Here is a 12569-nt window from a genome sequence, read left to right on the forward strand (position 1 = left end):
GATATCACCAGCGATTCGCGCGCAAAGCCTTGCGATAGCGGATCCAGCGACCGGTCGACGGGGCGGCCGCGCAACCGATCAGACCAGCCGCGATCAAGAACCCCACCGCCGCACCGACGGTCCCGAGGTAAACCTCCTCGACAGTGGCGGCGATGACGCAGCCGAGCGCATACAGCAGGACCGGAGCCGTCACGATCATCGCCATCACTCTGCCTGCCGTCCTGCCCTGCAGTAGCAGCACCCCGGCGGCGGATCCGAAAATTCCGGCGATGCCGAAGAGCACGATGGCGATCGCGTTGCCGTCCGTGTTGAGCCCGTTGCTCTTTGCCTGACTTGTCAAGAAGGCCACGAAGACGGTGAGGCACAGCAGAGCTACACCGATCAGGAGTGCTCCGATTCCGGCGGTCATGGCGGTCCCGCGCGACGGCACGCGTCTGGTCGGCGCGGCCTGCTGCCACGGCTGCGCGTAGGCGGCGGGCGCGCGTCGCGGATCGGCCACCATGGCACCGGGTGCCGGCTGCTGCCATGCCCCCTGGTCGAACTGCTCGGGCCATTGCCCCTGGCCTAACTGCTGCCCGTGACCGCTGGAGCCGTGCCGCTGATGCGCGGGATCGGCCCACGGTCGCTGTCCGTGTTCGCCGGAGCTGTGCCCCTGGCGCGCAGGGTCGGTCCACGGTTGGCGCACGGTCGGTGCGGCGACATGTCTGCCTTCCAGCGCATCCCGGAACGCGTCGGTGAATTCCGTTGCACTGCTGAATCTCTCGTCGCGCCGCTTGGCCATTGCTCGCGCGATCACGCTGTCTACCGCAGGTGGCAGATCGGATCTGACCAGGGTGAGGCGCGGTACCGGCTGCGACAGGTGGCCCGCGACCACCTGGCCGGGGTTGGTGGCGGTGTAGGGCGGGTGGCCGGCGTACATAGCGAACAGGGTGCAGGCCAGGGAATACTGGTCGCTGCGGTGGTCGACGATCTCGCCGGAGAGTTGTTCGGGTGAGGCGTAGGCGAGGGTGGCGGTGAACGTGCCGGTCGCCGTGAGCTGGGTGTTGGCGGTGGTGACGCGGGCGATGCCGAAATCGGTGAGTACCGCGCGGAGTTCGCGGCCGTGTTCGGCGTCGGCGATCAGGATGTTGCCGGGCTTGACGTCGCGGTGCAGCACGGCGTGCCGGTTCGCGTAGTCGAGCGCCGCGGCCGTCTCACCGACCAGCCGCGCGGTGACCCCGGGCTGGTGCGCGTGCGAATCCCAAGCGGCGGCATCGGTTCCGCGGATGTACTGCATCGCGATCCACAGATACCCGTCGTCGCTACCCCGGTCGTATACCCCGACGATGCTCGAATGGTCCAGCTGGGCAACGACATCGGCCTCGCGCTCGAACCGGCGCTGCAGCTCCTGATCGGCTGAGAACTCCCGATTCAGCAGTTTCAGCGCGACGCTGCGCGGCAGCCGTGGATGCCTGGCGAGGTAGACCGTGCCCATCCCGCCCTGTCCCAGTACACCTTCCACCTGGTACCCAGCGAAATCAGCCCCCGCCTGCAGCACAACCACTCCTCACTGTCCCCACTCGCAGTCTCGCACGCTACCCGCGCGCACAGCTTTCGGCCATCTACCCAGCGCCGTCCGGACACAGCCGTCAGGCGATCCACCTCGTCGACGTCCGCCGGTCAGTCGCGACCGGTGGGGTTCAGCGGTGCGCCGACCAGCGCATACGCCACCGAGGTATGCAGCGTGAGCATGTCGTGATCCTCGTCCTCGATCGCCCACGCCATCTCTTCCACGGCTCGGACCAGCGCCCAGCCACGGGCCCGTTCGGGGTCGACATCCAGAGCTGCGGCGGTGGCGGCGACGACGGTATCCGCGTGTTCTCGCGTCGGATTCGACTGGATCTGGATCATGAGCAGGAAGCCCGCGTCGAAGGCTGCCTCACCGAGGCACGGTTTGGGGTCGATCAGCAGCCACGGTTCACGTTCGGCGGCAACGATATTGCCGAGATGGGTGTCGCGGTTGACGATCAGCAGCGGGCCGTCGGACGCGGCCAGTTCACCGCACCAGTAGTCGACACGCTCGCGCAGTTGGGACGAAAGAAGTTCGGCCAGTGCCGGATTCGGTGTGGTCAGCCGATCACGCAGGCCTGCGACAAGTTCGGTGGCCAGCGGGAAGGGCGGGAATCCCGCGGGGACCGTGCTGGCCGGCCGCCGCAATCGGCGATACAGCCCGCACGCGAACGCGACCTTCTCCGCGTTCTCCGGTCGCCCCTCGAGACTCGGAAACCCTGGCTGGTGCAGTAATTCCGTTCCGGGACGCGCCCATTCGAGCAACAGCGCACCGCTGCCGGGGTCGAAGTCGAGCAACCGGACAGCACCGTCACCCGCGTAGACGTGCAGCGCCGACGCCTCGGCAACGTTCTCCTCGTCCACCATCGGCACCTTCAACACCGCCCACGACCGATCCGCACGCTGCGCGGCCGCCACATAGGCATGCGTCCCGCCCCGAAACGGCGCGGACAACCCCGTCAGCCCCCAGCGCTCCGCCAAACCCGCAACCACACCGGGCAATTCATCGATCCACCGCGCCCCGACCCGCCCGAACACCTCCCGGACCGTCTCCTCGACCTCCGTAGGCAACACCACACGTCCCAACGACATCAACCCAGCCTGCCCACACCGACCGCGCAGGTCAAACTCCTGGTCGGACCCCTTCTAACCGAGCTCGACCTGCTAACCCGTACACCGCGGCGCGCCGCTCAGCGAGGGCAGCAGCGTGCACCGGAGGATGGCCGAGAGGTCGGCATCGATCGTGTCGAAGCTCGTGCTCCCGATGACGGCGGATCCAGTTCCGAGCGGGACGCAGATCGGCGGGCGGGAGCCACTGTCAGAAAGCCAGCGCGGCCCAGGGGATTTCGATCGAGAAGGGGTAAGGGAAGGAGATGCCCGCGCCGGATTCGGGGACCCACTCGCCCGCCAGTAGGTAGTTGGCGTTGCGGAGTGGCCGGACTCCTGGCGGCAGCTCGGCATGGCCGATTTCGAGGATGTACACGCGAAGGGCACCGATACCGGTGAGGTCTGGTGTCAGGTCGACTTCCCAGTACGAGGCGATGCAGGCGCTCGCGTAGCGGGCCTTCTTCGCTTCTATTTCGGACGGGGTATTCGATGGTGACAGCACCTCGCCGACCAGCACGGTGTCGGTGGCGCGGACATCGGAGCCCGGCGGAAGGCAGCGATGCACGAGGAAGTCCGGGGTGACGAAGTCTGATTTCCCGGTGCTACCGAAGAAGACGTTGGTTTCGAAATTTGCCCGCCAACGCCCTTCAGGAGGCGCGGACATTTCGTCTCGAGCACAACGTTCGAGTTCGTTGGTCAGACGGCGCATTGCGGTCTGGTGCTCACCCGGTCGGGCGTCGGCGGGCCGGTTACCGAACCCCCGGCGCACCCAGACGACTCGCCCGTCCCACAGCTCGATCTGATCAGCGATCTCCTCGGGAAGTTGCTCCAGCTCTTCCCACGTCATGAATTCAGGCAGGTCAGGACGCTCGACACCGGGTAGGGACATACGCGTCACAATAGTCAGCCACACACGGCAACGGCCCGCGAAACCGGTCCGCGCGTGCGCGGGAACAGGTTTCGCGGGCCGAGGTCAACTCAACCGGGTGGCGATCAGCCCTTGTGGGACTTCACGGCCTCGGTCAGCTGCGGGGAGACGTTGAACAGGTCGCCCACGATGCCGTAGTCGGCGATCTCGAAGATGGGTGCTTCCTCGTCCTTGTTGACAGCGACGATGGTCTTCGAGGTCTGCATGCCGGCGCGGTGCTGAATGGCGCCGGAGATGCCGAGTGCGATGTAGAGCTGGGGGGAGACGGTCTTGCCGGTCTGACCCACCTGGAACTGGCCCGGGTAGTAGCCCGAGTCGACCGCGGCACGCGAGGCGCCGACAGCGGCACCCAGCGAGTCGGCCAGCGCCTCGACGACCGCGAAGTTCTCGGCGGAACCGACACCGCGGCCACCGGAGACCACGATGCTCGCCTCGGCGAGATCGGGGCGGTCGCCACCGACGATCGGGTCACGCGAGATGACCTTCACGACGCCGTCTTCCTGCGCCGGAACCTCGACGACGACCTGCTCGCCCGCGCCGGCCTGCGGAGCGGACTCGATCGCACCCGGACGGATCGAGATCACCGGCACGTCGCCGGTGGCCTTGGCGTCGACGGTGAACGCGCCACCGAAGATGGAGTGCACAGCGGAGCCGTCGGCGTTGACGCCGATGACGTCGACGAGCAGACCGGAGCCGATGCGCGCGGCAAGGCGGCCCGACACCTCCTTGCCCTCGGCGGTGGCGGCGACCAGCACGGCGGCGGGCGCGGCGGAATCGACCAGGCCGGCCAGGACGTCGACCTTCGGGGTGACCAGGAAGCCCTCGATGTCGTCGGACTCGGCGACATAGATCTTCTCGGCGCCACCGGCGGCCAGCGCGGCGGCCAGCTTGTCGGCGGTACCGGCGGGGCCGGTCACGACGGCGGCGGGCTCGCCCAGCGCACGGGCGGCGGTGAGCAGTTCGGTGCTGACCTTCTTCACGGCACCGTCGGCGTGCTCGATGAGCACAAGTACTTCAGCCATTAGTTCTTTCTCCTTAGAAGTCTCGGACGGCGCCGGATCAGATGATCTTCTGACCGATGAGGTAGGACGCGATCTGGTTGCCGCCCTCGCCCTCGTCCGCGATCTTCTCGCCCGCGGTGCGAGCCGGCTTCGGGGTGGCACCGGTGACCTGGGTGCCCGCGTTGGCGACACCGACGGTCTCCGGGTCGACGCCCAGGTCGGCCAGGGTGAAGACCAGAACTTCCTTCTTCTTCGCGGCCATGATGCCCTTGAAGGAGGGGAAGCGAGGCTCGTTGATCTTCTCGGTGACCGAGACGATCGCGGGCAGCGACGCCTCGAGCTTGAAGACGCCCTCGTCGGTCTCGCGCTCGCCGGTGATCTTGTCGCCGTCGACGGTGAGCTTGCGCAGGTGCGTCAGCTGCGGGATGCCGATGTACTCCGCGATGATCGCGGGCACGGCACCGGCGCGGCCGTCGGTGGCCTCGTTGCCGGCGATGACCAGCTCGACACCCTCGACCTGGCCGAGCGCGGCGGCAAGCACGTAGGCGGTCTGCACGGCGTCGGAGCCGTGGATCGCCGGGTCGTTGATGTGGATGGCTTTGTCGGCGCCCATGGACAGCGCCTTGCGGATGGCCTCGTTGGCGCGGTCGGGACCGGCGGCCAGCACGGTGACCTCACCGCCCTGTGCCTCCTTGATCAGCAGCGCTTCCTCGACGGCGCGCTCGTTGATCTCGTCGAGCACCGCGTCGGCGGCTTCGCGATCGAGGGTGTAGTCACCATCGGTCAGCTTGCGCTCGGACCAGGTATCGGGGACCTGCTTGATGAGTACGACGATGTTCGGCATCGGTCTTCGTCGACCTCCTTCTGGGGACACGTGTGTGGTGGGGCCGCACGAGCTCAGCCGTACGTCCGTGTGAGATATCTAGCTCAGTTCGGAACACTACCCTACGCTAAGTTACCCGTGGGTAACCTACCTGCGCAAGAGGTCCCTGACTCCTGCGTGAACCGGCGGTACCAGTAACCTCGGAGCAATGAGCGAGGCTGTGATCCCTGCCGCACCTGTGGCCGCCACACATGAACCACTGCCGTTGACCGGCGAGCGGACGGTGCCCGGCATCGCCGAGGAGAACTACTGGTTCCGTCGGCACGAGATCGCCTATGCCCGCCTGCTCGATCGCTGCACCGGCAAGATCGTGCTCGAGGCAGGCTCGGGCGAGGGCTACGGCGCCGACATGATCGCGGGCGTCGCACAGCGCGTCACCGGTCTGGACTACGACGAGGGCGCTGTCGCCCACGTGCGCGCGCGCTACCCGCGCGTGGAGATGATCCAGGGCAACCTCGCCGCACTGCCCCTCGACGACGAATCCGTCGACGTCGTGGTGAATTTCCAGGTCATCGAACACCTTTGGGACCAGGGACAGTTCCTGCGCGAGTGCCTGCGCGTGCTCCGCCCCGGCGGCGTGCTGCTGATCAGCACCCCGAACCGGATCACCTTCTCCCCCGGTCGCGACACCCCGCTCAACCCGTTCCACACCCGCGAACTCAACGCGACCGAGCTCACCGAACTGCTCGTCGACGCCGGGTTCGCCGTCGCCGAGATGCTGGGCGTGCACCACGGCGCGAGCCTGAAAGCCCTCGACGCCAAGCACGGTGGGTCGTTCATCGACGCCCAGATCGAGCGCGCGCTGGCCGGTGAGCCGTGGCCCGCCGATCTCACCGCCGACGTCGCCGCCGTGACCATCGACGATTTCGACCTGCGCCCGGGCGATATCGACGCGAGCCTGGATCTGGTCGCGATCGCCGAAAAGGCAACACGTTGACCGATTCTCGCTCCGCCGTGCCGGGTCAGTTCACGCTGGTTCTGCACTCCCACCTGCCCTGGCTCGCCCATCACGGGCGCTGGCCGGTCGGCGAGGAATGGCTCTACCAGTCCTGGGCCGCGTCGTATCTGCCGCTGGTTCGGGTGCTGAAAAATCTTGCCGCCGAAGGGCGTTCGCATCTGCTGAGCCTCGGCATCACGCCCGTGCTCGCCGCGCAGCTCGACGATCCGCACTGCCTCGCGGGCATGCACCACTGGCTGGGCAACTGGCAGTTGCGCGCCGACGAAGCGTCGATGTCGGGGAACGTGGCGCTGGGCCGTCACGAACATCGCCTCGCCGCAACGGCTTTGGCCGACTTCGACCAGAACTGGCGTCACGGCGGTTCACCGGTGTGGCGTTCGCTGATCGACGCCGACGCGATCGAACTGCTCGGCGGACCCCTCGCGCACCCGTTCCAGCCGCTGCTCGACGCGCGCCTGCGCCAGTTCCAGCTCACCGAGGGCCTGGCCGACGCGCGACTGCGCTGGGGCACCACGCCCACCGGTATCTGGGCACCCGAATGCGGCTACACCCCCGGCATGGAGCAGGGGTACGACGCCGCGGGCATCACCCACTTCATGGTCGACGGTCCGTCGCTGCGCGGCGACACCTCGCTCGGCAGGCCGGTGCGCGAATCCGACGTGGTCGCCTTCGGGCGCGACCTCGCCGTGAGCTACCGGGTCTGGTCGCCCAAACAGGGCTATCCCGGCCAGAGCGCCTACCGAGATTTCCATCACTACGACCACGCGACCGGACTCAAGCCCTCGCGCGTCACCGGCAAGACGGTCGACGGTCCTGACAAGGCCCCTTACGATCCCGAATTGGCGGCCGAAGCGGTCACCCGCGACGTCGCCGACTTCGTCGAGACCGTCCGCGCCCGGCTGATCGAGGAGTCCGCGCGGATCGGCAGGCCCGCCCTCGTGGTGGCCGCCTTCGACACCGAACTGTTCGGGCACTGGTGGCACGAAGGGCCGCAGTGGCTGGAGCAGGTGCTGCGCGCGCTGCCCGAAGCGGGTGTGAATGTCGGCACCCTCGCCGATGCCCGCGAGAACGGCTTCGTGGGCGAACCTGTGCAGCTCAACGACTCCTCGTGGGGTTCCGGCAAGGACTGGCGGGTCTGGGCGGGCGACCAGGTTGCCGACCTCGTCGAGCTCAATGCCGACATCGTTCGACTCGCCATGGACACCCTCGACAAGGTGCGCCGCGACGGCTCCCTGCGCGACCCGGTCGCCGATCAGTTGCTGCGCGAGGCGATTCTCACGGTGTCCAGCGACTGGGCGTTCATGGTCAGCAAGGACTCGGCCGCCGGGTACGCACGCGATCGCGCGCACGAACACGCGCACGCGGTCCGTGAGCTAGCCGAGGCGATCGGGGCCGGACAGTTCGCCAAAGCGACCCGTCTCGCGGCAGGATGGGCGATGGCCGACGGATTCTTCCCTGGTCTGGACGCGCGGCGGTTGCCGACCGCTGTCCCGCCGGCCGCCGCTGAAGGATTTCAATGAAGATTTTGATGGTGTCGTGGGAGTACCCGCCGGTCGTGGTCGGTGGGCTCGGGCGGCATGTGCATCACCTGGCCGTCGAGCTGGCCGCGGCTGGTCACGAGGTCGTGGTGCTGGCGCGCCGACCGACGGGGACCGACTCGGTCACCCACCCCACGCACTCCTACATCGCCGACGGGGTGCTCGTCGTCGCGGTGGCCGAGGACCCGCCGTGCTTCGACTTCGGCGAGGACATGCTCGCCTGGACGTTGGCCATGGGCCACGCGATGGTGCGGGCCGGGGTCGCGCTCGGCAAGCCCGGCGTCGGCGAGGGCTGGACGCCCGATGTGGTGCACGCGCACGACTGGCTCGTCGCGCATCCCTCGATCGCGCTGGCCGAGTACTACGACGTGCCGCTCGTCTCGACGATCCACGCCACCGAGGCCGGGCGCCACAGCGGCTGGGTATCGGGCCGGGTCAACAAGCAGGTCCACTCGGTGGAGTGGTGGCTGACCAACGAGTCCGATCAGCTCATCACCTGCTCGACCTCCATGCAGGACGAAGTCGAACGCCTCTACGGACCCGAGTTGGCTCCGATCACGGTGATCCGCAACGGCATCGACGTCGGCTCGTGGACCTTCCGCCCCCGCGCGCCACGCTCCGGCCCGCCGCGCCTGCTCTACGTCGGCCGCCTCGAATACGAGAAGGGCGTGCAGGACGCGATCGCCGCCCTCCCCCGCATCCGCCGCGCCCACCCCGGCACCACGCTCACTGTCGCCGGCGTCGGCACCCAGTTCGAGTGGCTGCGTGAACGCGCCCGCGTGCACCGCGTCGCCCGCGCCGTCCACTTCGTCGGCAGCCTCGGCCACGACGAACTCCTCGGCTGGCTGCACGGCGCCGACGCGATCGTCCTGCCGAGCCGCTACGAACCCTTCGGCATCGTCGCCCTCGAAGCCGCCGCCGCGGGCGTCCCCCTGATCGCCTCCACCGCAGGCGGTTTGGGCGAAGCGGTCATCGACGGCGTCACCGGCGCGTCCTTCGCCCCCGCCGACATCGACGGCCTGGTAGACGCCACCCGCGCCACCCTCGACGACCCGTCCACCGCCCAGGCCCGCGCCCACACCGCCCGGGCCCGCCTCACCGCCGACTTCGCCTGGGACGTAGTAGCCGCCGAAACCGCCCAGGTCTACACCGCCGCCAAACGCCGGGTCCGCACCTCCCTCGGCCGCCCCGACATCGTGGAAAGGCCACTCCCGGAACGAGATCCGAAATAGGAGCGTGAGCAATTCAGGTGCACCGCCAGGTGCTGTCTGTGCCACGACATGGCGGTTTACGAGAACTACGAACGATGCACACGCCGAATATTCGAGCTACTGCAAACGACCCAAGCTCGATGTCCGGGAAAACCACGCTTCCTGCGGAGCGCGGGGAATTGGAGTTCCTGTCTGCAGTCCAGTTCGAACTCGAGCATCTCTATCGTTGGACAGAAGACGACTTCACCAGTGTCTCGTGGAACTTGCAGCACGAATATCACAGGGTCTTGGATGCGGCAACAAGCATTCATTTTGGGTCCCCGCGGCGCCGAGCAGGTCGGCCTCGACCAGACGGAAACAGCCGAATAGTTCGACTGCCGCGCAGAGGAGTTCTGGGCGGTTCATCCGCGATGGGTGAGGTGAGAGTAGTGGTTCGGATCTAGGGTCGCGGGGTCTGGACAATTGCCTTCGATTCGAGGAGAGCCGATGCCTCTGCAGCCGATGTCTGATCTGCCCGCCGCGACCATCGGGTTCCGGGCCAGCGGGACGGTGACTGCCGACGACTATGTGAGCGTGCTCGATCCGGCGATCAGGAAGGCCGTCGAGCACGAGGAGCCGATCAACCTGGTCTATGTGCTCGGCGAGGAATTCGACGGGTATTCGTTGGGGGCCATGGCGAAGGATCTGGAGTTGGTGAAGGTCCCGCGGGACATGTGGGGGCGGATCGCGTTGGTCACCGATCACCGGGTGTTGGGCGAGGCTGTACATCTGCTTGGGTTTCTGATTCCGGCGCAGGTGCGGGTGTTTCCGGTGGCCGACGAGGGGGATGCGCTCGCCTGGGTTCAGTGAACCGCGCGGGGTCGCGCTGAGGGCTTGCTCCGGCTCATACCGGGTGGAGTCCGCCGCCGTGGTAGCGGGTGGCGGCGTTCCAGAGGAAGAAGCTGTCGATCCCCGCGTCTCGGGTGGCGTCGACCTGCGCACGGAGTTCGGCGTCGCCGTAGGTGACTCCGAGGCTGAAGTCCTGGAGCCAGGGGACTACTTTCGCGACGGTGCCCGCCGTGGCGGCCTGGAAGTCCTTCAGTGAGCGGAAAACGATGTCGTAGGGCTGGGCGTTGGGGTTGGTGACGCCGTATTCGCCAGGGCCCCAGTGGGAGGGGTAGATCATCGGGGCCACGTAGTCGACACTGCGGGACATGAGGGGGATGTCCTGGGCGATCTCGTCAGGACGGGTGGACGCGATTCCGTACACGGCGGCGCTCAGGTGGGCGCCTGCGAGGTGCACGGGGTAGCGGCTCTGGGCGAGGAAGTCGGCGACCGCGGCGGTGGGGGTGTCGGTGAGGCCGGCGAAGTGCATGCTGGTCAGGCTGCCGTCGGGGCGGCGGACGTAGTCGTACATGATGCCGTCGAAGCCGAGCTGGGCGGCTTCGATCGCGAGGTCGATGTTGTAGCGGCGGACGTCGGGGTGCGCGACATTGGTGAAGGCGATCGGGCCGTAGTGGCTGGAATAGGGCTGACCGGTGGGGTTTTGGACGACCCAGTCGGGTCGGCCGCTGTGCCAGGCCCAGGCGGCCACGGTCGGGTCGCGGAACGCGACGATGCGGCCGACCACCTGCAAGCCCATGTCGTGCAACTGCCGCAGGGCCGACGGTGCGTCGTAAATCGCGGCGACAGCACCGGATTCGCGAGCGAGCGGCACCTGGGAGTCGTAGCCGACGACGCCGTCCTCGTCCTTGATATCGAGCTGGACGGTGTCGATACGCCCTTCGCGAGCGAGATCGAGTACGGCCTCGCGCAGACCCTCGTGCGACCACGCGTGCGCGGTGACGTGCACGGCGCGCATCCGCGGCAGCGCGAACGATGTGACGGCAATACTGCTGCTCTGATTGCCCGCGGCGTCCACCGCGATGACCTCCACGGCAGGTGCCCACGGCACTTCGAGCTCGAAGGCCCCGTCCGGCGCGGGAGTCACCACCGCCGAGCCGATGGACACCCGCACCGCGTCGATCGCGGTGCCGCGCACTGTGATCGGCGCGCGATACGAACGCGCGGCCTCGAGCGGTGTCACCTGGAGTATCGGCGACGCGGTGTCTGTAGCGGGTAGTTCGTCGGACCTACCCAGTGCGAATCCGGCCAGCAGGGCCGCTATCACCACGGTGACTACGGCAACCGTGGCGATGGTCGCCCATCGCCGTCGATCGACCGACTCGAGCCGCAATCCCACCGCCTACCCCGCCTTCCACTGCCGTTGTCAGGCCACTATCCCGCAGTTGCCGCGCGGGTTGCCGGTTATCGACAAGATCAACTGAAAACCTTTGCGGGCGCGTTATATTGACTCGATGTCAGGCAGTTCGAACACGGTGATCCGACTCCTGCCTGCGCTCTTGCTGGCTGCGGCACTCACCGCGTGCGCCGCGGCACCACCGTCGGCTCCGCCCGAACCACCAGCCGTGCCCCCGACGACAGCGAAACCCGCACCACCGAACCCGGCCGATATCGCCGCCAACGAACTGGGTTTCGTCCCGATCCTGATGTATCACCAGATCACCCCTAACCCGGCAGGCGAGTACGACCAGTCCCCGGCGGAGTTCCGGGACGAACTCGAACGGCTGTACCGCGAGAGCTACCGTCCGGTGACCGCCGCGCAGTACATTTCGGGCGACCTCGACCTGCCCGCAGGCACCCACCCGGTGGTACTCACCTTCGACGACTCCACCAGCAGCCAGCTCAGCTTCACCGACACCGGCACAGTGTCCCCGGACAGCGCCGCCGGCATCCTCGCCGAATTCGGCGCCCGCTACCCAGATTTCCGGCCCGTTGCCACCTTCTACGTCAACAACGAGCCCTTCGGCGGCGACCCGCGCGCATTGCCATGGCTGGCGGCGAACGGCCACGAAATCGGCGCGCATACAGCCGATCACGCGAATCTCGCGAGCCTGGATGCCGCCGGCGTGCAACGCGAACTCGTGCAGAACGTGCGCGCGGTGACCGCGGCCACGCCCGCGATCACCGTGCGCACCATGGCATTACCGCTCGGCGTGTATCCCCGCGATCACGCGCTGGCCACCGCGGGCAGCTGGGACGGCACCGCTTACCGCTTCGACGCCGTGCTGCTGGTGGGCTCCAACCCCGCCCCCGCCCCGTACGGCGCGGTCGACCCCGGCGGCGTGCCGCGCATCCGATCCGGTCGGGGCGCGGTCCCGTTCGACTCGGCCCATTGGCTGGACTGGCTCGCCGCCAACCCGGACCAGCGCTACACCGCCGACGGCGACCCGGCTCGCATCTCCTTCACCAGCCAGCGCGCGACGGAACTCGACGCGCGCTGGCTGGACCGAGCCAACCCGTACTGACGTCGGCGCGCACGCCACTGAACGCGGTCAGGCGTACCTCCGGCCGTG

11 protein-coding genes are annotated in these 12569 nt (G+C 67.9%); 5 read left to right on the forward strand and 6 right to left on the reverse strand.

Annotation, left to right across the window (positions count from 1 at the left end; all coding sequences use genetic code 11):
- Positions 1–4 precede the first annotated feature (4 nt).
- The 5 genes from ACWZHB_RS20645 to ACWZHB_RS20665 form a co-directional block, all read right to left on the reverse strand.
- Complete coding sequence (locus tag ACWZHB_RS20645; protein WP_427903490.1) at positions 5–1537, reverse strand: serine/threonine-protein kinase; 1533 nt, start codon at positions 1535–1537, stop codon at positions 5–7.
- A 122-nt stretch (positions 1538–1659) separates the two neighbouring features.
- A complete protein-coding gene (locus tag ACWZHB_RS20650; RefSeq protein WP_427903491.1) occupies positions 1660–2640 on the reverse strand; it encodes an aminoglycoside phosphotransferase family protein in 981 nt (326 codons plus the stop codon).
- Between the two features lie 226 nt (positions 2641–2866).
- Entirely contained in the window at positions 2867–3544 is a 678-nt protein-coding gene (locus ACWZHB_RS20655) for a Uma2 family endonuclease (protein ID WP_427903492.1), read from the reverse strand.
- Positions 3545–3648: 104 nt separating this feature from the next.
- On the reverse strand, positions 3649–4605 hold the full coding sequence (locus ACWZHB_RS20660) for an electron transfer flavoprotein subunit alpha/FixB family protein (RefSeq protein ID WP_427903493.1): 957 nt from the start codon (positions 4603–4605) through the stop codon (positions 3649–3651).
- Positions 4606–4642: 37 nt separating this feature from the next.
- Entirely contained in the window at positions 4643–5428 is a 786-nt protein-coding gene (locus tag ACWZHB_RS20665; RefSeq protein WP_067449214.1) for an electron transfer flavoprotein subunit beta/FixA family protein, read from the reverse strand.
- 187 nt (positions 5429–5615) lie between these two features.
- Here ACWZHB_RS20665 and ACWZHB_RS20670 point away from each other — a divergent pair, with 187 nt between their 5' ends.
- The 4 genes from ACWZHB_RS20670 (at position 5616) to ACWZHB_RS20685 (ending at position 10023) form a co-directional block, all read left to right on the forward strand.
- Entirely contained in the window at positions 5616–6404 is a 789-nt protein-coding gene (locus ACWZHB_RS20670; protein ID WP_427903494.1) for a class I SAM-dependent methyltransferase, read from the forward strand.
- Positions 6401–7945, forward strand: coding sequence for a 1,4-alpha-glucan branching protein domain-containing protein (locus ACWZHB_RS20675; protein WP_427903495.1), 1545 nt, complete (start codon positions 6401–6403; stop codon positions 7943–7945). The genes ACWZHB_RS20670 and ACWZHB_RS20675 overlap by 4 nt, the downstream gene beginning before the upstream one ends.
- Positions 7942–9195 carry a glycosyltransferase family 4 protein gene (locus tag ACWZHB_RS20680; protein WP_427903496.1) on the forward strand — a complete coding sequence of 418 codons (1254 nt, stop codon included), beginning with the start codon at positions 7942–7944 and terminating at the stop codon, positions 9193–9195. The genes ACWZHB_RS20675 and ACWZHB_RS20680 overlap by 4 nt, the downstream gene beginning before the upstream one ends.
- A 465-nt stretch (positions 9196–9660) precedes the next feature.
- Positions 9661–10023: a SpoIIAA family protein gene (locus tag ACWZHB_RS20685; protein WP_427903497.1), complete on the forward strand. Its 363-nt coding sequence runs from the start codon at positions 9661–9663 to the stop codon at positions 10021–10023.
- 34 nt (positions 10024–10057) lie between these two features.
- Here ACWZHB_RS20685 and ACWZHB_RS20690 read toward each other — a convergent pair whose 3' ends face one another.
- Positions 10058–11395, reverse strand: coding sequence for a putative glycoside hydrolase (locus ACWZHB_RS20690; RefSeq protein ID WP_427903498.1), 1338 nt, complete (start codon positions 11393–11395; stop codon positions 10058–10060).
- Positions 11396–11510: 115 nt separating this feature from the next.
- On the opposite strand from ACWZHB_RS20690, the gene ACWZHB_RS20695 reads away from it, so the two are divergent.
- The gene (locus ACWZHB_RS20695) at positions 11511–12521 is read left to right on the forward strand and encodes a polysaccharide deacetylase family protein (protein ID WP_427903499.1); all 1011 of its coding nucleotides are present in this window, start codon (positions 11511–11513) and stop codon (positions 12519–12521) included.
- Positions 12522–12569 lie beyond the last annotated feature (48 nt).

It is taken from the genome of Nocardia sp. FBN12, from assembly GCF_054031145.1.